The sequence below is a fragment of the Alteromonas sp. ABH4_454 genome (assembly GCF_056311775.1).
On the sequence record NZ_CM149972.1, the window covers coordinates 663,735 to 686,077 of the forward strand.

Genomic DNA, 22,343 nt, shown 5'->3' on the forward strand with positions numbered 1-22,343 from the left:
AAAGGTGTATGTATGTCAAAACGTGTAAAACGTCGCTTTGTAGCAGGGGCTACGTGCCCAAAATGCCAAGAGCTAGATACTATTTCGTTATATTTTGAAAATAACGTGGAAAAGCTGGAATGCGTCGCATGTGGGTACAACGAAGCGCAAACTGACGAAAAGGTCAGTGCCGCCACTCGCTCCAACGAAAACGTGATTGGTATTTTCAAACCTCACTAGCATTCCTACTCACTGTTAAGAAAATCTTACCATCAGGCCTGTGTAACACCTTATCATACTGTACTCAGGCTTTTTAAAACCTTCTCTGGATACCGCGCCAGTCGCGACTAACGCTCTTACCGAGGAAAAACGCTCTCCAAGGCATGCTTTTTGTATTCCTTTCCCTAAGGAGTGAAATATGAAACACGCTAAAAAACGATTTTGCTATGTAGTAGCAGGGCTATTGCTCATGCTCATCGCGTTCAGGTTGTACCTTCCTTATGCCGCAGCCACATACATTAACAATACACTAAGCCAATCGGACCAATACGATGGTCGAGTGGGCGATGTCGATTTAATGCTATGGCGTGGTGCTTACAGCTTAGAATATGTGTTGCTGTATAAAGCGAATGGACAAATAGATAAGCCACTGTTTAAGGCTGACTATGTGGAGTTTACACTTTCGTGGGCACAGCTTCTTAAAGGTGCAGCCGTTGGCAGAGTGGTGGTAAATTCTCCAGAAATTAACTTTGTAGACGGAAACACGGAAAAAAAGAGTCAGTCGGGTAAGAACGAAAACTGGCTGTCTATTGCCGATCAATTGTTTCCTCTACGTATAGACAAACTCACCATTAACGAAGGGAAAATTGCCTTTCACAACCCTGATACCTCTCCGGCTATCGATATTGCGCTGCACGACATTCATCTTGAAGTGAATAATTTGGTAAACAGCGACGACTTATCAGACACCCGCGTAGCCACAGCTACTGCGAGAGGCCAGACTGCGGAGCAAGGTACTATTTCATTAAACGCCAAGCTTAATCCTGCAACCAAAGCCCCTACTTTTGATCTAGACATTAAAGCTGACAATGTGGGTCTGGTGAATTTTAAAAACCTGCTTGATACCTATGCGCCTTTCGACCTAGAAGCCGGAACGCTTACGCTTGCTGCCGAGGTCGCGTCTAATGAAGGGCAGGTAAAAGGCTATATAAAACCTATTTTGCATAACGTTGAAGTATTTTCTTGGAAAGGCGACATTGAACGTGACGGAGACGGTTTTGTTGAAGGCAGTATTGAAGCAATTTCCGCGTTTATCACTGAACTGTTTGAAAATCAGAGCCAAGACCAAATTGCCACGCGTATTCCCATTGAGGGCGACTTATCTAGCCCAGAAACACAGACTTGGGAGGCGTTTACGGCGATATTGAAAAACGCATTTATTAAAGCATTTCAAGGCGATGTGGAGGAAAGTGTAGAGCTCGACAGATTGGAGTTAGACCGACTAGGGAAGCCTGAGGGGTCTAATTAAAAACGCTGAATTTTTCTTACGCTGCTAAGGGCTGATTTAACCGCTAAGGGCTTATATAACGCTGAAGGCTTATATAACGCTGAAGGCTTATACAACGCTGAAGGCTCTTCACGAGCCCTTAGCAGTTTAGATAGTGTTATATAGTACAGCTATCGCCACAATCGTTGGCACCGTCGCGCATTCCTTCAATTTCTTGGCTTTCCTGCTTGTCTTTCTCAGCCTGCTTTTCGGCTACTGACTGCTCAACTGAGTCAAAATCGATGCTGTCAAACGCATCCATATCAAAATCACTCATAACTACTCTCTTATTTGTTGAAGATAAGGCTCGGTATTACTTGGGCCTGTGCAATTGCGCGCAAGTGTAATTCAATTAGATTATCAGGATAAATGCAGTCTTAGCCTAACTCATAACAAGATAAACTAGTGTTTAACCCAAAGCCTCATAAACGGTTGATTTTACTAATTTGTCGACTGCCTTTGAGGCGCCTATTTCAAACCAAAAAAGCGCCTATACCACTCAAGAATGGCTAAAATTAATAGTGCGGAGGCGGGGTTTCTTCTGATTGCTTAGCAATATTAGACGGTTCTATGCTTTTAACACGGTCTATTACGTGACTTACTTTAAACGCTAAATCATCAAGTTGCTTTTGTTGTGAAGCCAATGCTTCATTAAGTGCCTCGATAGTGTGTTCTTGAAAGGCTACTTTCATCTGTAACTCTTCAATATAGCTATTGGCGCTATCTATTTGCTGTTGTAACTGCTCAGCGCTTTTGTTTGTCATGTAAATTCTCTATCTCTCTCGTTGCCATTCTTCGGCAAGGCCACTGCTGCTTATAGACAATATATTATCATTGGGAAGGAAGCCGACGCCATAAACAACTGCGGTTGGCGGTGAAATTGACTCTCTAGATGCGACTTGAATTGACTGAACTTGCTCGCCGTTTTTCAAATTCCAAAGATAAACTTTCCTGGCTGGCGAGCCTGTTAGTAAATACTGGCCATCTTTTGAAAACTCAACGTCGGTGAAGATTTTTTGTCTTGATGCAAATTTCAGTGAAGTCACGGGCTGCCCGGTTTGTACATTCCACACTTGCGACTTACTTTGACTGTCGGCAGTAAAAGCAAACCGGCCTTCATCGTCTAACGCAACTTTGGTTACTCGGGTGGGGTGCGTGAAGGTGTGGATAATCTGCCCAGTGTCTGTACTCCACAAGTAGGCAATGTAGTCATTGCCACCAGTAAGGGCAAACTTGCCATTAGGTGAGATATCAATGGAATTAACTTTTTCCTGATGCCCAAAAAACTCGAGACGACGAGAGGTGCGCGGCTCAAAATACATCACTTTACCATTTGAGCGAGCGACGAGTATGCCATTACCATTATTGGTGACTACCACATCGCGAATAGAGGATTCATCAATTCTCCAAAACCCTTCTGGTTCGCCAGTTTCCAAGCTCCACAGAGCAAACGCTTCACGGTCGGCAGTGACCACATAGCGCTTATCTGCACTGATGTGCACTGACATCACTAGGTTGTTACCTTCCCCTTGATGACTCCAATGATAGAGGGGTTCACTCTGCCCAATTCGCCATACATTGACCCCATTATTTACGCCAGACACTACTGCTAACGTGCCGTCGGTAGATATATCTGCCGCGTATGCGCCCTCTTCTACATGACGCCACTGCTGTATTGGCGTAGTATCAGGGACAGAACATCCCATGGAATTGCCAATAAGTAAGGTGAGTAACACTATTCTATGGAACATTTGAGGCCTAAACATAATCAAATGGGTTTCGCTTTGTAAACGCTAGGTTTAACATAGCATGGATCACGCATCTTTAACTATCGTGCAAACTGCCTTAGATGCAGCAGTATAGACATAGACGCATGATGATAATAATTAATGGAGACGTTTTTATGCAGAAGTCGCTCGTTGCCTTATCTACTATCGCTGCGCTAGGCCTTTTCGCTTGCCAGCCAAACACATCTGATGAGGCCGCTTCTACAAGCGCTGATAGTGCAAAAACAACTGCTGTTGCAGCAGAAGAAATGACAGATACACAAAAGCAAGCTTACGCCATGGGCGCGAGTATGGGTCTGTTCGTTAGCAACCGTGCCGAACAACAAGAGCAGCTTGGTTTAACCCTAGACCAAGATGCGCTACAACAAGGCTTTAAAGACGGCCTGAACGACACCCTTAAGTTTACGCCAGAGCAAATTCAGCAAATCGCTCAACAGGGCGAAGAAGTATTGCGTGCTAAACAGCAAGAAATGGCTGAACAAGCGGCTGAGAAAAACATTGAAGCAGGTCTTGCTTACCTAGAAGAAAACGGTAAGAAAGAAGGCGTGACCACAACAGAGTCTGGTCTTCAATACGAAGTACTTGAAGAAGGCGAAGGCGCAAGCCCAGAAGCAACAGACATGGTAAAAGTTCACTACCGTGGTACCTTGCTTGATGGTACAGAGTTCGACTCTTCTTATAAGCGCGGCGAGCCAGTTGAATTTCCTCTTAATCGCGTAATCGCGGGTTGGACTGAAGGCGTACAGCTAATGAAAGAAGGCGCGAAATACCGCTTCCACATTCCATCAGAGCTTGCTTATGGCGCACGTTCAACAGGCGCAATCACGCCTAACTCAACGCTAATTTTTGATGTTGAGCTTCTAGAAGTGGTTAAACCTGAAGCCGAAGCGCCAGTTGAATAAGCTAGAGTTTCAGAAAAGAGAAAGCCGACGCTATGCGTCGGCTTTTTTGTTTTAGTGAGTCAGCGTGATCCTTGCTTACCTTTTCCCTACGAGCTAGTGGATTTTCACCACGCGCGTACCCAAATAGTAAAATGGGTTATTCAATATGCTTGGTGCCTCGAATTACACTTTAAAGCTTAGCCTAAGATTGAAATATTTCACGGCCCTAACAAAGGTTTTTAGGAACAATTAAACCTTAAAAACTGGGGCTTAAAACTAAAGGTTTTAACGGTTAGGTGCGCGTCGTCTCTCCGTATGGACTTTAAACGTCGCAAAATGATTAAGCAGTGAGTGCCCTACTTTATACATGGCACACGCTAAGATAAGGTATATCACGGTTCGTACACTATTTAAGCGAACAACTATATCAAGTAAGGCATACAACAATAACAGCGCGCCGCTTAAAAACAGCATAAAACCTATGATAGTGCCGCTGGTTTGAAGCGGATCGCTTCCCGACCTTCGGCGGTTCAACACAGGCATTCTGTTACGCATTCATTTCCCCTAATGGCTAGTATGGTATTGATACTACGACACTGACAGAAAGGTTTATGTTCAATAATTATTCAATCTGTCTGTTTTGTCACTTTTTACCTTATCGAAAGATTGCGTTTTGCCTTATTACCCACATAAAGTAGGGGTAATTAGCTGGATTATTTATAGGACATTGTGAAAACACCGCTTATCACTCGAAAAGGCTATTTAAAGCTTAAACAAGAACTGGATTTCTTGTGGCGTGAAGAACGGCCAGAAATCACTCGCAAGGTAACTTGGGCAGCCAGCCTGGGCGATAGGAGTGAGAATGCTGACTACCAGTACAACAAAAAGAAGCTTCGCGAAATTGACCGTCGAGTTCGTTACTTACGCAAATGCTTAGAGAACCTAAAAGTTGTTGATTATGATCCACAGCAAGAAGGAAAAGTGTTCTTTGGTGCTTGGGTTGAAATTGAAAACGAATCAGGCGCAGTTATGGAGCTTCGCTTAGTTGGCTATGATGAAATATTTGGCCGTAAGGACTACATCTCCATTGATTCACCCATGGCCCGTGCTCTACTTGGCAAAGAAGAGGACGATGAGTTTATTGTTAAAACTGAGGCGGGTACTAAAGAGTGGTGGATAAACCGTATTTGGTACGACGCAACAGATAAACTTTGAATAAACAGATGATCTACTTAACTACCCAGTTGTAACACAATGATCAGACGACTTTCCCTACACCGCGGTGATATACTCACCGCTCTTATTTTCACTACTAACGCTGTGTATGTAAGCCTGTCACACACCGTTTATTCGCCATTGCCTAACGCGAACTTTTAGTATCTTAGAGCGACTTATGATTACCAATAAAATTGCAGAAGAGCTTAGCGTTCAACCCTCGCAAGTAACTGCCGCAGTAAAACTTCTCGATGAAGGGGCAACCGTTCCTTTCATTGCCCGATACCGCAAAGAAGTAACCCAAGGCCTTGATGATACGCAGTCTGCGTAATCTAGAGCAGCGTTTGACCTACTTACGTGAGCTAGAAGAACGCCGCGACGTTATTCTTAAATCTATCGAAGAGCAGGGCAAACTCACTGACGAACTCAAAAGCAGCATTGCCGGTGCTGACAGCAAAACAACCCTTGAAGACTTGTACTTACCGTATAAGCCTCGCAGGCGTACTAAAGGACAAATTGCTATCGAAGCAGGTTTAGCGCCGCTAGCCGATGCATTGTTTAGCAACCCTGACACAGACGCTGAAAGCAAAGCGCAAGAGTTTGTTAATGCAGACAACGGCGTTGCTGATACTAAAGCCGCGCTAGAAGGTGCTCGCTATATCCTTATGGAAAGGTTTGCTGAAGATGCTGCTTTGCTAGCGAAAGTGCGCCATTACCTTACTGAAAATGCTCACGTAAAAAGTACGGTTGTACCAGGTAAAGAGCAAGAAGCAGCTAAGTATAAAGACTATTTTGAACACAGCGAAAAATACAAAAAAGTTCCATCGCACCGCGCATTGGCCATGTTCCGAGGTCGCAATGAAGGCATGCTTCATATTCAGCTAGATGCCGACCCACAATCAGAAGAAAAGGGACCATCTCATTGCGAGCACATTATCGCAAGCCACTACGATATCATGCACCGCGGTCGTGGCGCTGATGATTTCTTAGCTCAGGTAGTGCAGTGGACGTGGAAAATCAAAATTGGTTTACACATGGAAACTGAGCTATCCAGCGCCCTTCGAGAGCGTGCTGAAGAAGAAGCCATTGAAGTATTTGCTAAAAACTTAAACGACTTGTTGATGGCTGCACCTGCAGGTGCAAAAACCACTATGGGTCTAGATCCAGGTTTAAGAACTGGCGTTAAGGTAGCGGTAGTAGACAGTACAGGTAAGGTGGTAGCGACAAATACCATATTCCCACACGCACCGCAAAATCAGTGGGATAAGTCTATTCGCACGCTAACAACCTTGTGTAAACAATACAAAGTAGACTTAATCAGCATTGGTAACGGTACAGGTTCTCGTGAAACCGACAAACTTGTCGGAGAAATGCTTAAGAACAACAGCGAACTTACAGCACAGAAAATTATGGTAAGTGAAGCTGGCGCTTCTGTGTATTCAGCGTCTGAGCTTGCCTCGAAAGAGCTGCCTGATCTGGATGTTTCAATTCGTGGTGCCGTGTCTATCGCACGCCGCCTGCAAGACCCACTCGCAGAGCTCGTCAAAATTGAGCCTAAAGCTATTGGTGTAGGCCAATACCAGCACGACGTAAGTCAAAGCCAGTTAGGTAAGTCTCTTGACCGTGTAATTGAGGATTGTGTAAATGCGGTAGGCGTTGACCTAAACACGGCATCGCCTGCGCTATTGAGCTATGTATCAGGCTTAAACAAAACCTTAGCGCACAACATTGTGAATTTCAGAGACACCAATGGTGCTTTTCCAGACCGTAAAGCACTGTTAAAAGTTGAGCGTTTGGGTCCAAAAGCTTTTGAACAAGCGGCGGGTTTCTTGCGTATTGTAAACGGTACCAACCCACTTGATGCTTCTGCGGTTCACCCTGAAGCCTACCCTGTAGTCGATAAAATTGTAGATACCACTGCTGTTGCGGTTAACGACATCATCGGCAATACCGAGCTTCTAAAAAGCCTGTCGCCAGATACCTTTACCAGCGACGCATTTGGTTTGCCAACTGTTAAAGACATTCTAAAAGAGCTAGACAAGCCAGGTCGTGACCCTCGTCCTGAATTTAAAACAGCGGCGTTTAAAGAAGGCGTTGAAACTATTAACGACCTGAAGCCAGGTATGATCCTAGAAGGCGTAGTGAGCAACGTAGCTAACTTTGGCGCGTTTGTTGATGTGGGAGTACATCAGGATGGACTGGTACATATTTCAGCACTGACTAACAAGTTTATCTCAGACCCTCGTGAGGTTGTTAAAGCAGGCGATATCGTTAAAGTAAAAGTGCTTGAAGTCGACGTACCGCGCAAGCGTATTTCCTTTACCATGCGCTTAGACGATACACCGAGTCAGAGTAATAATACCGCTGGCGATAGCTCTTCAGGTAAGGGCGTTTCAGGCAAGGGGGCTTCAGGTAGAGGTGCGAATAACCAAGGGGCTGGGCGTGCCAATAGCAAAGCAAATCCGCGCTCAAACAAGGGAGGCGGCAATCGCAACAGCCAGCCTCAAAACAGCGCCATGGGTAATGCCTTTGCTGACGCGTTTGCTAAAGCGAAAAAGTAGATAGTAGCGATTCACAACAATTTAATGTTGCTTATAGTGGGCCTGTCATTGACAGGCCCTTTTTTATCACGCTTTCGTTTAGCCTGTCGTTTTTTTCTACATTATTTTGTGGCACATTAGTTTGTAGCGCATAGAAATTCTATATGCCTAAATACTCTTTAGCCAGAGCACCAAAATAGAGAATACCGAAACAATAAAAAGGTGTGGGTCACACCGAAACCGAATTTCGTATATTGGTAGCGTTTAGCAGGGCCGTTGACATGCTTTTAGTGCCTTAACGTTTAACGAAGGTAATGTTGCTCATTTGACCTCAGCCTTTTTTTACAGGCAGTACTTTCGGACGACCATAATGAGTTAACGGCCGACGGTCTTTGGTGTACGCGCGTTTCATCTCGCTGTACAGCAAAAATCACCTGCCCTAATCAGAGGATGATGTTATGAACTTACCGGTTTCAAAAAGCATGTTAAATGTCAGTGCAGACTACCCCGACCTTCGGGATCGCTACTACCAACCCAACCTTACCCCACTTAAACCTTTTATCGACCCGCCGGGTAACTTGGGTATATTAGACCAAGGCAAAGACGGCGCTTGTACAGGCTTTGCCTTGGCCGCCACCATAAATTTTATCTATCGCCAGCAAGGCCGAAAACATACCGTGAGCCCATGGATGCTTTATGCCATGGCAAAGCGTCACGATGAATGGTTGGGTGAAGCTTATGATGGCTCTAGCTGCCGCGGCGCTATTAAAGGCTGGTATAACAGCGGAGTTTGCAGCGACTCACTGACGCAAAATATCAATCACAGCAACGAATTTGAAATGACCCTCGCCATAGCTGATAACGCCAGTAATCATAGGCTCGGCGCATACTACCGCCTTGAACGGGAAATTAGCGATTTTCATGCTGCACTTAATGAAGTGGGTGTAATCTTTGTTTCTGCGAGAATTCATGAAGGCTGGAAAGACGCCGCGGGCGACGCGATAAACTTAAGACCTGAACCCATGGGAGGTCATGCGTTCGCCATTGTTGGCTACAATGATGAAGGCTTTTGGATTCAGAACTCGTGGGGTACGGATTGGAAAAAATCAGGGCTAGCGCTTTGGCGATACGATGACTGGGCGTTGAATGTTATGGATGCCTGGGTGGTACAACTCGCTCTTCCTATTTCAGGTACGGGTACCTACCATCAAGCTACGCGCTCTATCGCACAAGGGCTGTTCTCTCGCTCTACGCCACGAGTAAGTATTCAAGATCACTTCGTTCATTTTGATGACGGGCACTTTGATACTAAAAGTAAATATTGGAGCAATAAAAACCACGTCGATGCCATTATTGAAAAGCTTTTCGACAGTAATCATGAACATGTAATGCTGTACGCGCACGGAGGCTTGAATAGCATTAAAGCCTCGGCTAGACGCATTGCCGCCATGAAAGACACCTTTCTTAAAAATGATGTGTACCCCATTCACTTCATGTATGACACAGGCATGCTTGAAGAGCTAAAAGATATTTTAGGCTTTAAGAATGAAGAAATTAGCACCAAAGTTGGGGCTTTTACCGACTACACTGACCGCATTTTAGAATGGGCGACACGTAAAGTGGGCGGCGCACTGTGGCGTGAAATGAAATCAGACGCTTGCACGCCTTTTACCCGCACCACGTCCGATGGCACCTACTTTTTAACAAAGTTAGCCGACTATTTGAAAAACAACCCAAGGATACAGCTGCATGTTGTGGGTCATTCGGCAGGCTCTATTTTTCATGCACACAGTCTATCAAGGTTATTCAAAGTTGATGAAAATATAAAAGTATCAAGCCTGCATTTAATGGCCCCAGCCATTAGCTATTCTCTATTCGACGAAAAGCTTTCGGAGTTTATAGAGGGAGAACATATCCAGTCGACCACGATTTATAACTTATCTGAAGCATTAGAAAAAGATGATCACGTGGCGCGTATTTACCAAAAATCACTGCTCTATTTGGTATCAAATGCTTTTGAACCTAAACCGGAGATGCCATTATTAGGTATGGCCGTATTTAATCAGCCACTGTCTAACGTAACGTTTAAATACAGCGAAGGAAAAGAAGGTAATGCGACGGCAGCTACATCCCATGGTGGATTCGATAGCGACGTAGATACCATGAATTCGGTGCTATCAGATATCACTGGTGGTGCACCTAAATATCCGTTTACGAAGGCGATATTGGATTATTAGGGCTTGCTGATTTGAAGAAACTTTTGCATAAATAAAAGTGCCGTACTTGCGATTTAGCTCGCAGTTTCTTGGGCTAGATCGTAAGTTATTCAGCGGGTTAATTTGTTGGTGTAATATGAAGCAGCCAGCACTAACTTACGCTATCATGCTTGAAGCTGGCTATTATGCTTGAAGAGATATACCTTCTCTAGATGGAGTGTAAGCTTGTAAATAAGCGTTTTGAATACGGCCTATTCTTGTCTGCATGGCGTCAGGCGCATTTGCTTCTAAGCCTTTCGAAGATATAGCGTTTGCGGGGTTAGACGCACTATCCAACACTTCGTCTGCCGCCGCTCCTATTCTTGGGCCAGTGTTAATTTCGGACTCAGTGATAGTTTCAATACCTGAAACTGTATCGACACTACCGGTTGGAGTCTGCTCTGTAATAGATTCCGCTGTTGGTGGGTTATCAGCTTGCGCTTTAGCAATCTCACTTCGCGCCTCTGTCGCTTTTTGAGATGCCTCAGCGGCCACTTTTAAGTCTTGCGAAGAAGGCTCAGCTGGCGCGAGCGCTGCGGCGCGCACCTGTTCCATTTTTTGCAGCGTTTCTTCTGGCGTTTTCTCTTCTGAGATGTCAATAGACACCTCGCCATCGGTAACATAGCGCTTATTATCTGGGCCTGTAGTGTATTCATATCGCGGTGCACCTGCGTACTGCCCACCTGTTGCCGCATGTGCCTGCTCGTGAACTCTTACTTCCTGATCACGGGCTTTTAGTTGTTCAATTTCCGTGGCTTCTTGCTTCTCTTGTTGCTCTTGCTGCCTGTCTTTCGCGTCTTGCTTGCCTGCACTCTCGTCCTGCGCATTGTCTTTTTCTTGCCCAAAAACGTTTTGGAAAGCGGCTTGAAGCTCGGTTTGTATTTGAGGGCGTTCGTAGGTGACAGGAGCTGGCGGCTGCCCCGGGCTTTTAGCCTTATCAGTTTCAGAACCTAAACCTTTTTGAGAAGCGCCTTGCTGGGAGTCTGACGCTTGGGGAATAGTTTCCCGCTGCACGTTATCTCTACGGGCAGATTCTGTATTTACATTCGCCGTGGGATAAGCAATAGCGTTAAGGATTGGCGTTACTATATTCACCGTACCAGCTCCACTTAAGCCAATACGTCAATGATAGTGCCAAGCATCTCGTCGGCCACCCCTAAAACTTTGGCGGAAGCTTGGGCATTACGCTCGTTTACATTAAGCGCAATTAAATCGTCGGTTAAACGCGTAGTGCTAGAAGCGGAGTTAGAAGAAGTATTGTTTGATTCGCTGGTAGCTACTGTAGGTTGAGCGGGTGCAATAGCATCCTCAGCCGTTCGCTGAGCAATATTTGCCGCTGCCTGCGATACGCCATCGCTTGCACTTTGTAACCCATACTGAGCCGCTGCAAATGCAGAGCCTGCACTTAAACCATCAATATTTGTCATACACTACCCCTAACCTCTCATGTGCAATTATTGACCAATTTCACACAAATGGAAAGTCATGTATCACACACTACCATTAACTTATTGTAAGCAGGCGACTTTTAATTAGCTGTAACGAAACGAAAAGCTTCAAACCACCGATTAATAGCAGTTTGAAGCCGTATTGAGGCGTTAGATCAAGACGCTTTCTGTTGGTAAATTCCCGCAGCAAAACGGAATAGAATATCGGCAGTTTGCTGAGGATGAGAAATAAAAGGCGCATGAGAGGCATGAGGAAGAACAACCGTATCGGCCTGTGGGTGCAACTCACATATACGATCTATTCCACTGGTCGGCACTAAACTATCTAATCTGCCATATAATCGCAACGTAGGCGTAGTTATCCGCCCTACATCGTGTCGCATGTCTTCAGTAGACAATATACGTAAGCCTTTCTTAAGCGCTTCCTCAGCGGGTTCTGGAAATTGAGTGACCTGCTCTCGTATTGCTTTAATATCTTGCTTTGCCGTTTCACTACCCATAGCCTGAATTGCCAAAAAGCGTTCGAGTGTCTTTTGGTAATTCTTCTCCAGCCTGTGTTTCAAACATAGTAAGTAAATCAGCCGCAATGCCTGGCCAGCAAGGTCCGGCTATAAAACGAGGCGTTGAAGCAATAGTAACCAGTCCATTGAGCTTTTCTGGTGCTAATAACGCGAGCTTTTGAGCTACCAATCCACCTAGTGACCATCCAACCAACACGCACTGGTCTGGCAGTTTGTCTACAATAGCTTGGGCAAGGGACTCAACATTGTAAGGTGAAGGCACGATTTCCGCGTTTTCTCCAAACCCAGGAAGGTCAATGGTGGTAACGCGAAAATTATCACTAAGGTAAGGGATAAAGGATGTGAACGCGCCGCTGTTCATACCCCAACCGTGAAGAAACACTACATCTACGCCTGTACCCTGAGTACGGGTGACAAGCTCGCCGTTTGTATGCAAAATTTCCATTTACACCTCCTTAGGCAGAAACGTGTTTTTGTGAAAACACGAAATGATGAAAATAGGTCGACGTTCGACAATTCAAGGAAGTTGATGGAATCAACACTATGAACCTTTCATGCTTGCTATGTTATCAGGCAAGTCCTACGCCAGTATGTCACTGGTGTGAAAATGACATGTTTTTTTTCGAAGCCTCATTACATGGGAGTAACCTACTTCAATACGGCCCTGTGGCAGGCCACGTCAAGCATAGCCATTACGACGCACTATCCGTGCTGGGGCTTCACACATGGCCCATGTCATCGCTGGTTCACCAGTTAAAGTTTACGCATTCACTGACGGCAGGGAAAGTATTAAGTAACTGGTTTGTCCATAAAAAGCGACAGTGCACTCTATCAGTGCCAGATGTACTACTTCCGGTTCCAATTAGTGCATGGCGGCTTGCAAAGCGTCACTACAACCAAGCTACGCTTTTGTGTGAAAGCTTAAGCCGCGAACTAGGTATACCCATTAACCAAGCGTGGGCTAGCCGCAAAGGTTTTAGTGTGCAGCACCACTTATCCAAAATGGCCAGAGCAGAGAACGCAAACCGTGTATTTACTTTATCCAAGCAGTGTATTGATGACGAAATAGCGGCAGCGCAAAGAAATAAAGATGGTAGCGATTTCACCGTGGCGATAGTGGATGACGTGCTTACTACGGGGGTGACCGTAAACACACTAAGTAAAAGACTTAAGCAGCGCTACCCAAATATACAGGTTCAAGTGTGGGCAGCGGTATTTACGCCGCCACCTAAAAGCAGCTTATTGCTAAAGGCGTAAGGTTTAAAAAGGAATATATAAAAATGCGCTGTTAGGCGCGGCATTCACCGCGCCTTATAAACTGATTTAGCGGATAAAGTGCGACTGGTAAATTGCATTAGCTAGCATTTTGTTCGTGCCGTACCAGTAGCCTCTAAATTGCGTATTGTCGGTAAAACCAATGACCACACCACGCCCCATTTTCTGAGTCGTCACGGCAGTCGATTCAGCCATTAGCGCAACCATTCTTTTATCACTAAACCCTGCCATGAGCGGCTCGCCAGTGTAGCGTGCTGGCGTGACAAACGGCGAACCACTTGCCTCCACGATCATATTGTTCGTTTTAAACATAGGTAGCGTGTCATCGTTGTAGCCATAAAAAAGTGGATGAGAGTTATCAATATCTGCTTCAAATACAGCGCCTGCCACCAACTTTCTGGCATAGAGCGATGATCTGTCTTTGTAGCTTAAATCGCTTTCATCAAAAGCGTTATCTATGGTCTCTTTACTTACAATATCCGCATCTAGCCACTTGTGTTTGGCGAAGTAACGCAGTGCAGATTTTTGGCCTACAATCACGCCACCGGCTTTCACCCAGTCTTCAATTCTCGCTCTGTCGTTCTCTGTAAAGCGATAGCGACCACTTGGAAATAGAATGTGAGTGTATGAGATGCTAGGGTCATTAAGCGCACGTACTAAATGTTGTTGCTCTACGATACTAGGCGCTATACCAACCTTTGTGTCGAAGTAATGCCACATTTCACCGGCTTCGTATTCGCTGGTACCTTCACCGCCTACGATCAACACTTGCGGCAACGCCACTGGCGCCATACTCCGGCTACCTAAATCATTACCTGTCGGCGTTAACCCACTACGCAAGCTAAACACAGGTACCTGAAGTTGTTGCTGCGCTTCGCTCAAAATGGCTACTAAGTTTTCGGGCTGCCCCAAACCTTTAGGTACCACGATACTACCGGGCTGAAGGTCAACATTTTTGCCATCGTATTTAATAGCGGAAAACGCTTTTTCACTGCTTCGCACTTTCACGCCGGCTTCCAGTAAAGTTTGAAGCATGGCGGGCGCGTAATAATGCTGCCATGAAAACGCATAGGCATAAGCGTTTTCCTGAATATTATTAGGTGTTGCTTGTGTTAGAGCAGAGTTGTCACTTAGCGTAAGGCTTCGCACATCGCCCTTGTCTAAAGGCGTGTAGTCCAAGTTAAACGCCAACGCTAAATTCCACGTTGAAACATCATAGAAGGTGTTATTTTCAAATGATGTTTGCGTAGAAAAGATTGACTTTACTAGGCGATATTGAGGTTGGTTAGTAGGGATAAATATTGCCTTCCCAGCCTTGTAGCTAATCTTGTTCGCGTCGAAGTTCTCTGTAAGCACTTCATATTCGATGTGATGCTGCTCTAGTAATGCGATAAACGCGTTAAAACGAGCGGTATCATTCGATGCACTTACCACAAATCCAGCCTGTGCATCTTGCTTAGCTAAAGACTGCGTACTCTTCACAAAGCCCGATTGGTAATCAAGTATTGCAGCCTTATTTGCCAATGCGCCCCTAAAGGTACTGAGAGACGTGGTAATTTGGTTCGCTATGGTGTCTTTGAAAGCAAGCTTGCCGTTTATAGAGTCTTGAAGGTGTCCTCGTGAGCTGGCCTGTTCAAACAGAATACCCACGCTACCGTGTAAATCCGGGTAAGTAGATCCTTTACCAGCGTAGAAATCATCGAATGCTTCTTCGGTGAAATACAGCTCGCCCTGTTCGTCGAATGCAGCCGCGTGATAATGCGCAAGCGCTTCAGTTAAGGTGACGTTCTCGTCTGGCGTTAAGGGGTTTTTGCGCGAGCGTACGCCGGGCTGAAAGAAATAGGTGCTGTCTGTGCCCATTTCATGAAAATCGGTCAGAATATGTGGCCGCCATTTATGAAACTGTTTAATACGCGCCTGTGACTCTGGGTGCGCCAGCAATAACCAGTCGCGATTTAAATCGAACCAGTAGTGATTTGTTCTGCCTGACGGCCACCCCTCGTCATGTTCACGGTGGCGGCTATCAGAAACTAACTGCTTGCCTTTGTGCATATTTGCCCACTGAGCAAAACGAGAGAGTCCATCGGGGTTGAAAGATGGATCAAACAGCACAATATTGTTGTTCAACAAGGCATCAATTTCTTCACCTTCAGCGGCGGCTAAGTAATAAGCCAGCGCTAGGGAAGCATTGGTACCGGAAGGCTCGTTACCGTGAATACTGTAGCCCATGTAAAAAATCAAAGGAGCGCCGCCACCTACTTTTTTGCCACTTTCCATGGCATCAATGTGCTGCTGCCTCATGGCTTCAATGTTGTTTCTGTTTGACGGCGCAGTGATAGTCATGAGTAAAAGCGGGCGATTTTCGTGGGTACGGCCAGTTTCTTCAATGGTGATGCGGTCAGATTTCTCGGCAAGCAACTGCATATAATTTACGACTTGGTCGTGACGTACGTGCCACTCACCAATGTTGGCACCAAGTACAGATTCAGGCGTAGGAATAGCTGGGTTGTAGGATACTGTATCAGGTAAGTATGCGGTAACTGGCTGCCCGCCGGTATCAGGGGTAACAGTAACCACTGATGATAAGGCTGGCTGTGCCAGGGCTTGCTGGCTGGTCGTCGCCCCAAGGCCGATAGTGCCAAGCGCCAACAATACTGTAAGTGATAATGGGTTATTTTTGGCGGAGATTTTTAGTTTCGCTAACATAGCGCTTCCCGTCTTGTTGTTATGGTTGAGAGTAATACCGAGGTACGTCGCTCTCAACAAATTCGATTCACTGGAATAATTTATTTAATTAATACCTGACTGTTTTACTCAGGTAAATTTGATACAATAATCTAAATTTTCAAAATATGTAGGACTTGCTGATGATAACTATATCAGAAGAAGCCCAGGCTCACTTCGTAAAACTGCTGAGTAAACAAGAGTCTGGCACGAATATTCGTGTATTCGTCGTAAACCCAGGCACCTCGTCAGCTGAGTGTGGCGTGTCCTATTGCCCGCCGGACGCTGTCGAAGAAACAGACACTCGCCTTACGTTTAACGGCTTCGATGCCGTGGTAGACGAAGAAAGTGCACCTTACCTCGATGAGGCGGAAATTGACTACGTTACCGATCAAATGGGCTCGCAATTAACACTTAAAGCGCCTAATGCTAAAGCGCGCAAAGTGGCCGACGATGCCCCTTTAGTCGAGCGAATCAACTACATGATTGAATCAGAAATTAACCCGCAGCTAGCCAGCCACGGAGGTAATGTTGTACTTACCGAGTTAACTGATGATGGCTACGCTATTCTTCAATTCGGCGGTGGCTGTAATGGCTGCTCGATGGTAGACGTGACGCTCAAAGAAGGTATAGAGAAGCAAATGATTGAACAGTTCGCTGGCGAGCTTAAAGGCGTGCGCGATGCAACTGAACACCAAGCCGGTGAGCACTCTTACTACTAAGCGCAATACTGCGCTTATTTAGGTGCACATTACAATGCTGCCCTTATGCTGACGCAAGATCCACTCAAGAGCTGGCAACGATTTAAAATAGGCTTATCTATTTTCGTTGTTGGCGTCTTGATGTTGTTTACCCTTAGCGAACTTCATGTTGCGCTGCGTTACCTAAGCCTTCTGGTGCTATTTCTTGGTTTTGCTATTGCCATGTTGGGCTACTGGGGCATTTTCATTCAGCGTTTCTCGTTTATGAAAAATAAGAAACCGCCACCTAAGTTCTAACAATTGAGCTTATCTATTTAATTTAAGCCACTTTACCGCGTTAAAGTATTCACAACGCGCCAACGTCTCTCCCTACACTTAGCTAGTTATATCGCTGTTATATTTCTGTTCATAATGTTTTCCTTCTTCCAGCCACTAGTCGCGACTTCATTTTATCGGTAGATTGAAGGTAGTACTAAGTACCTAAAAAAGGTGAGCTGTGGAAAATACTATTAAAAAGCTAGGCTTGCTCGGCGGCATGAGCTGGGAATCAACGGTCAGTTATTACCAAGCTATAAACCGAGGCGTCAACGCACAACTTGGAGGCCTCCACAATGCCCCCATGATTATAAGCAGCGTTGACTTTGCTCACATAGAGCAGCTTCAACATAAGGGCGAATGGGATAAAACCGCCGACATACTTATCCGCGAGGCAAAGCATTTAGAAGTTGCAGGTGCAAAAGCCGTATTAATTTGTACCAATACCATGCACAAAGTGGCGGGTGACATAGAGCAAAATATTAGTATCCCTCTTATTCACATTGCCGATGCCACGGGTCGTGTGCTGCAGAAAAATTCAGTTAAGAAAGTTGGCCTGCTAGGCACCCGCTTCACTATGGAGCAAACCTTTTATACATCGCGTATTGAGGAGATTTTCGGTATTGAGGTTATCACTCCGAATGCCGAACAACGAGATACAGTCCATAACATTATTTATGAACAATTATGCAAGGGCGTGATTTGTGTTGATTCTCGTGAGGCGTATATTGAAGTAATAAACGCACTTGCGGCCGAGGGTGCTGAAGGCATCATTCTAGGCTGCACCGAAATCGCGTTATTAGTGCAACAACAGCATACCAAGATTAGGTTATACGACACTACCGCTATCCATGCTAAAGCCGCGGTAGACTTCGCTTTAGGGCAATAAATAAACTAGAGCAGAGCACGAGTAACCGAATTTGATAAAAAGGGGTTACCCCTACTATTTCAGAGGACACAACTATGTTTAGCCACGTTATGTTAGGTGCAAACGACCTTGAGGCGTCGAAGAAATTCTATGACGCTATTTTAGGTGTATTGGGTTACGAGCCAGGCGTTTTTGATGAATATGGACGCGTGTTTTACTATACGCCCAAAGGTATTTTAGCCCTAACCAAGCCAATTAATGGCGAGGAAGCGACACACGGCAATGGAACAACCCTTGGTCTTGCAGCGCGTACACCAGACATCGTAGATGAATGGCATAAGGTAGGAAGCGAAAATGGGGGCGTTCCATGCGAAGACCCTCCTGGTGTTAGAGGTAATAGCGAACGCCAACTTTATCTAGCTTATCTTCGCGACCCTGCGGGTAACAAACTCTGTGCCACGCACATTATAAAAAAATAGCTGAAGTTCTACCTGCTTTATGACTACGCTCTTTTTGCAGGCTATTAGCTTTTAGCTGTCTATTTGGCCCAAAGCGCTTTAAGTAATAGCGCTTTGGGTATGTCTATTTAAGTCTACATATAAGCCCTAGCCAAGCGAAAAAGCATAGGCGTTACTGTCTGGCCGCTCCATGCCTCAAACGGGTTTCGCTTTTTCTCTTCCTTGTACTTTGACTATACATTGCTGTTAAATGAATTAATCTTGAACCAGTATAAGCTCAGCTAACAGAGGGAATATGACACCTGAAGAAACTGGCAAGGCCTACGACACCATTACTCACCTTTGGACTCGCTCTGAATTTAATCAGAAAAATGGCATGACGGCCTATCAAAAAGCCCTGTCATTTTTGCCGGACACCCCATCACAAGAGCCCGATACAGTGCCAAGCGAAGCGCCTAACAAAAGAGAAGCGCTTGGTGAGAAAGAAGCGCCTAACAAAGGAGAAGCGCTAAATAAAGGAGACGAGAGCAATCAAGTCAAACCCAAAAAACGAGGTTACGCGCTAGACATAGGTTGTGGATGCACAAACCGCTTTGTTCCCATTATCGAAAGCGCAGGGTTAACTTACGAAGGTATTGATGTATCCGAAGAAATGCTTGCCATTGCGACAACTCAATTACCCGCTCATACCTTCTATCGCGCCGACGTGTGTACATTCACTATGCCCAAGCACTATTCGTTTATAAGCGCTTGGGATAGCTTTTGGCATATTCCTCTAACGCAACAAGAGCCTTTGCTTAAGAAGCTAGTGAACCACTTAGACGATGACGGCGTGTTACTTTTTAGCTGCGGTGGCACGGATGAAAGTGGTCAACATACAAACGAAGTGATGGGCCCAGAAGTCTACTACGCCTCGCTAGGGCTACATAGATACTTGGAAATATTGATGGAAGCTGGCGGATTTATTCGCCACGTTGAGTTTGATCAGCACCCTGAGCTACACACTATTATCATTGTGCAAAAAAGAGCCGCGCAAAAAACACAGTAGCAAAAATAATACTGAATGATGCCCTAGAAAAACTGAGAGAGGCAGCGTGCTCAGCACGCCTTCACTAAGTAAGGTCAGCGAAGCGTTATAAAACACTAGCTTTGCGGTGTCGCTAGCTCACCGCGTTTATCTAAACGATAAAAACTCCACGCCAGTGTCACGCCGCGAGCGAGTAAAAAGGCGAGTAGGGCGTACCACAGGCTAACATTACCTTGGTCTTGCGTGAGATACCAAACAGGGAAATATACACCTAAAGCACTTATTATCATGGTATTTCTCATGGCGCTGGCTCGGGTGAGACCAACAAACACGCCGTCGTACAAAAAACACCAATGCGCTAATAAAGGAAGTAATACCATTAGGCCAAGATAAGGTAGCGCAGCATCTACAATGTCACTATGCTCCGTAAGCAACGTAATAATAGCCTCACCGCCAGCGAAAAATATCAAGCTATAAATAAGGGCAAAAATACTCGACCAGACTAACCCTTGATAGGTGCGTCGTTTCACTTCGCTGCTGTCAGACGCCCCTTTGGCTTCACCGACCAGCGCTTCCACGCCATACGCAATACCATCAAGCCCCAATGCAATTAGAACAAAAAACTGCATGAGTATAGCATTGACGGCCGCCGACGTTTCACCGTAACGGGCCCCTTGAATAGTGAGGAACGCTAGGCAGCCTTGCAGTGCCAGATTCCGTAGTAACATGTCACCGTTTAACTTCATTAGCACCTTACGGGCCGCACGGTTAAACCAAGACGCACTTACCGCTACACTGCCAACGCACTTAAGCGCCACGGCGAACGCCATTATAGCCATGGTGTATTCAGCGATAACACTGGCCAGCGCTACGCCAGCCACGGACAAACCAAGACCGAACACAAACACCACATCGAGTGCCGCATTTAATAAATTTCCCACTATTTGAATAGCCATGACGCTGCGCGTTTTTTGCTGCCCGACAAGCCATCCAACCAATGCCAAGTTCAGCATAGCAGCTGGCGCACCCCATACCCGCGTCGAAAAATAGTGTTGAAGGTGAAGGGCGACGTCACTGTTTGGCTGAGTTAGAGCTAAGCCTATAGACAAAATGGGAGATTGAAGAGCAAGTACCGATGCCCCCAATACCAAGGCAACAGCCACCGTTTGCCACAACACTTTTGCTGACTCTAACGTGTTATTCGGCGAACCTTTAGCTTGTGCACTTAAGCCCGTTGAAGACATGCGAAGAAATCCGCACACCCAGTATATTTGCGTTAGAATTAGCGCGCCTACCGATGCTCCCGCAAGCATTGCAGGTAAAGACATATGCCCCAAAACTGCGGTATCAACCAAGCCCAATAGGGGCGTGGTAATATTTGCTAAGATCATGGGAAGCGCTAACGCCAACAGACGGGAATGGTCGTCAAAAAAAGAGCGCTGAGTTACTTGGGAACGGGGCATAAATGATCTCAGTAGGGGTTAATTTCGCTATATACTATCAACCTAGGCAACAGCATAAGTAAAAGCGTACCTGCGCGACCAAATATAAAATTGGCCCAATTTGCGTAATTTTGAAGTTTACCATGCTATTGAATTTGTTCAGGCACTCAGTGGATGATGATATGAAAACCAACAAAGTAATTCAAAATAGAATGATGATTCGCTCGCGTTTGAAGATCTTTTCTTTAACGTTGTTGGGGATCTTCAATATGTTGCTGGCCTCGCCTAGCTTCGCTTCAGATTCTAGTACGAGTGCCACGCCTAACGCGGCCATTTTGCTTTACCACCATGTGTCGTCTTCAACACCGGCTAGTACCAGTATTTCGCCTGAAGCCTTTAGATCGCACATGGAATACTTGGACAAACACCACACAGTTGTTTCGCTACAGGACGTTGTTGAAGCAATACAACACAATAAAACACTGCCCGAAAAAGCAGTGGCTATCACGTTTGACGATGGTTACGCGAATATCTTACACAATGCTCATCCTATTCTGGCTGACCTTGGCTTTCCATACACAGTGTTTATCAACCCCGATGAAATTGGCGTAGGCCCGAAGCAGCTAACCTGGGAGCAAGTAATTGCCATGCACAACAACGGCGTTACTTTTGCCAACCATACGCTAGATCATCTTCATATGCTAAACGGTGAGCAAGCGATGGGGGAGCGCGCATGGCTGGAAAAAGTGTGGGAAAACGTAGAAAGTGCTGAAAAGAAGATAGAAGACAAGCTAAATATAAGCCTTAAATATCTAGCGTACCCGTTTGGCGAGTACAACACCGCGCTTGCTAATAAGCTCAAAACTGAAGGTTATGTTGGATTTGGACAGCACTCTGGGGCTGTAGGCCCATCTAGCGACATGCAAGCCCTTCCACGGTTTCCAGCGGCAGGTCCTTACGCAAATTTGGCAACGCTCAAGACCAAGCTTAATAGCCTTGCTATGCCAGTAACGCACAGTTCACATGAAAACCCTCGCATGACGACACGAACCTTGTCTTCACCCATAAGCTTGACTATAGACAGTGACGATGTGCGTCTTACTCAGGTTAATTGTTTTTTTGGGGGCGATACCATCGAGACAGACCTTGAAGGTAAGGTGCTTTCGTTCACCTTAGATAAGACGCTCCCGGTAGGCCGCTCACGGGTGAACTGTACAGCACCATCCAATACTCAAGACTGGTCGCTATTATTGGTACTCAACGCCCTTCTTTGTGGCGGATGAAAATGGCAATTATCCTGACTAGAGAATAACGGGCAGTAATTATAGGATTGGGCCCGCCCTTAGGTTGGCGTCGCTCTT

20 protein-coding genes and 2 pseudogenes are annotated in these 22,343 nt (G+C 45.7%); 13 read left to right on the forward strand and 9 right to left on the reverse strand.

The window, feature by feature from the left end; translation table 11 throughout:
- Positions 1-12: 12 nt before the first annotated feature.
- A complete protein-coding gene (locus ACYX4W_RS02915) occupies positions 13-219 on the forward strand; it encodes a YheV family putative zinc ribbon protein (protein ID WP_012520152.1) in 207 nt (68 codons plus the stop codon).
- 178 nt (positions 220-397) lie between these two features.
- Positions 398-1,507, forward strand: coding sequence for a DUF748 domain-containing protein (locus tag ACYX4W_RS02920; protein ID WP_476074629.1), 1,110 nt, complete (start codon positions 398-400; stop codon positions 1,505-1,507).
- A gap of 136 nt (positions 1,508-1,643) precedes the next feature.
- Here ACYX4W_RS02920 and ACYX4W_RS02925 read toward each other — a convergent pair whose 3' ends face one another.
- From ACYX4W_RS02925 to ACYX4W_RS02935, 3 genes are all read right to left on the reverse strand, one after another.
- The gene (locus ACYX4W_RS02925; protein ID WP_012520154.1) at positions 1,644-1,802 is read right to left on the reverse strand and encodes a hypothetical protein; all 159 of its coding nucleotides are present in this window, start codon (positions 1,800-1,802) and stop codon (positions 1,644-1,646) included.
- A 238-nt stretch (positions 1,803-2,040) separates the two neighbouring features.
- Positions 2,041-2,289, reverse strand: coding sequence for a SlyX family protein (locus ACYX4W_RS02930; protein ID WP_474803538.1), 249 nt, complete (start codon positions 2,287-2,289; stop codon positions 2,041-2,043).
- A 9-nt stretch (positions 2,290-2,298) separates the two neighbouring features.
- Positions 2,299-3,231 (reverse strand): WD40 repeat domain-containing protein, encoded by a 933-nt coding sequence (locus ACYX4W_RS02935; protein WP_269917973.1) that lies wholly within the window; start codon positions 3,229-3,231, stop codon positions 2,299-2,301.
- Positions 3,232-3,428: 197 nt separating this feature from the next.
- Here ACYX4W_RS02935 and fkpA point away from each other — a divergent pair, with 197 nt between their 5' ends.
- Positions 3,429-4,214: an FKBP-type peptidyl-prolyl cis-trans isomerase gene (fkpA, locus tag ACYX4W_RS02940; protein WP_476074630.1), complete on the forward strand. Its 786-nt coding sequence runs from the start codon at positions 3,429-3,431 to the stop codon at positions 4,212-4,214.
- A 264-nt stretch (positions 4,215-4,478) separates the two neighbouring features.
- Here the strand turns inward: fkpA and ACYX4W_RS02945 are convergent, their stop codons facing one another.
- Positions 4,479-4,748 carry a hypothetical protein gene (locus ACYX4W_RS02945; protein ID WP_179985024.1) on the reverse strand — a complete coding sequence of 90 codons (270 nt, stop codon included), beginning with the start codon at positions 4,746-4,748 and terminating at the stop codon, positions 4,479-4,481.
- A gap of 174 nt (positions 4,749-4,922) precedes the next feature.
- Between ACYX4W_RS02945 and greB the strand changes: the two genes are divergently transcribed.
- From greB to ACYX4W_RS02960, 3 genes and pseudogenes are all read left to right on the forward strand, one after another.
- Entirely contained in the window at positions 4,923-5,408 is a 486-nt protein-coding gene (gene greB / locus ACYX4W_RS02950) for a transcription elongation factor GreB (protein ID WP_179985025.1), read from the forward strand.
- 178 nt (positions 5,409-5,586) lie between these two features.
- Positions 5,587-7,969, forward strand: a pseudogene (locus ACYX4W_RS02955) (Tex family protein).
- 437 nt (positions 7,970-8,406) lie between these two features.
- Entirely contained in the window at positions 8,407-10,185 is a 1,779-nt protein-coding gene (locus ACYX4W_RS02960; protein WP_476074631.1) for a C1 family peptidase, read from the forward strand.
- A gap of 162 nt (positions 10,186-10,347) precedes the next feature.
- On the opposite strand, the gene ACYX4W_RS02965 is transcribed toward ACYX4W_RS02960, so the two are convergent.
- The 3 genes and pseudogenes from ACYX4W_RS02965 to bioH all read right to left on the reverse strand — a co-directional run bounded on the left by ACYX4W_RS02965 (position 10,348) and on the right by bioH (position 12,617).
- The gene (locus tag ACYX4W_RS02965; RefSeq protein WP_476074632.1) at positions 10,348-11,298 is read right to left on the reverse strand and encodes a putative metalloprotease CJM1_0395 family protein; all 951 of its coding nucleotides are present in this window, start codon (positions 11,296-11,298) and stop codon (positions 10,348-10,350) included.
- Positions 11,299-11,312: 14 nt separating this feature from the next.
- A complete protein-coding gene (locus ACYX4W_RS02970; protein WP_476074633.1) occupies positions 11,313-11,630 on the reverse strand; it encodes a hypothetical protein in 318 nt (105 codons plus the stop codon).
- Between the two features lie 176 nt (positions 11,631-11,806).
- Positions 11,807-12,617, reverse strand: a pseudogene (gene bioH / locus ACYX4W_RS02975) (pimeloyl-ACP methyl ester esterase BioH).
- A 167-nt stretch (positions 12,618-12,784) separates the two neighbouring features.
- On the opposite strand from bioH, the gene ACYX4W_RS02980 reads away from it, so the two are divergent.
- The gene (locus tag ACYX4W_RS02980) at positions 12,785-13,429 is read left to right on the forward strand and encodes a ComF family protein (RefSeq protein ID WP_476074634.1); all 645 of its coding nucleotides are present in this window, start codon (positions 12,785-12,787) and stop codon (positions 13,427-13,429) included.
- 66 nt (positions 13,430-13,495) lie between these two features.
- Here ACYX4W_RS02980 and ACYX4W_RS02985 read toward each other — a convergent pair whose 3' ends face one another.
- A complete protein-coding gene (locus tag ACYX4W_RS02985; protein WP_476074635.1) occupies positions 13,496-16,153 on the reverse strand; it encodes a M14 family zinc carboxypeptidase in 2,658 nt (885 codons plus the stop codon).
- 161 nt (positions 16,154-16,314) lie between these two features.
- On the opposite strand from ACYX4W_RS02985, the gene nfuA reads away from it, so the two are divergent.
- From nfuA to ACYX4W_RS03010, 5 genes are all read left to right on the forward strand, one after another.
- Positions 16,315-16,893 carry a Fe-S biogenesis protein NfuA gene (gene nfuA / locus ACYX4W_RS02990; protein ID WP_118491185.1) on the forward strand — a complete coding sequence of 193 codons (579 nt, stop codon included), beginning with the start codon at positions 16,315-16,317 and terminating at the stop codon, positions 16,891-16,893.
- 45 nt (positions 16,894-16,938) lie between these two features.
- Entirely contained in the window at positions 16,939-17,169 is a 231-nt protein-coding gene (locus ACYX4W_RS02995; protein ID WP_474829031.1) for a hypothetical protein, read from the forward strand.
- Between the two features lie 211 nt (positions 17,170-17,380).
- Positions 17,381-18,076 (forward strand): aspartate/glutamate racemase family protein, encoded by a 696-nt coding sequence (locus ACYX4W_RS03000; RefSeq protein ID WP_476075437.1) that lies wholly within the window; start codon positions 17,381-17,383, stop codon positions 18,074-18,076.
- A gap of 74 nt (positions 18,077-18,150) precedes the next feature.
- Entirely contained in the window at positions 18,151-18,534 is a 384-nt protein-coding gene (locus ACYX4W_RS03005; RefSeq protein ID WP_476074636.1) for a VOC family protein, read from the forward strand.
- A 274-nt stretch (positions 18,535-18,808) separates the two neighbouring features.
- A complete protein-coding gene (locus ACYX4W_RS03010; RefSeq protein ID WP_476074637.1) occupies positions 18,809-19,561 on the forward strand; it encodes a class I SAM-dependent DNA methyltransferase in 753 nt (250 codons plus the stop codon).
- A gap of 95 nt (positions 19,562-19,656) precedes the next feature.
- Here the strand turns inward: ACYX4W_RS03010 and ACYX4W_RS03015 are convergent, their stop codons facing one another.
- The gene (locus tag ACYX4W_RS03015; protein WP_476074638.1) at positions 19,657-21,003 is read right to left on the reverse strand and encodes an MATE family efflux transporter; all 1,347 of its coding nucleotides are present in this window, start codon (positions 21,001-21,003) and stop codon (positions 19,657-19,659) included.
- 161 nt (positions 21,004-21,164) lie between these two features.
- On the opposite strand from ACYX4W_RS03015, the gene ACYX4W_RS03020 reads away from it, so the two are divergent.
- Positions 21,165-22,265: a polysaccharide deacetylase family protein gene (locus ACYX4W_RS03020; RefSeq protein ID WP_476074639.1), complete on the forward strand. Its 1,101-nt coding sequence runs from the start codon at positions 21,165-21,167 to the stop codon at positions 22,263-22,265.
- Positions 22,266-22,343: the final 78 nt, after the last annotated feature.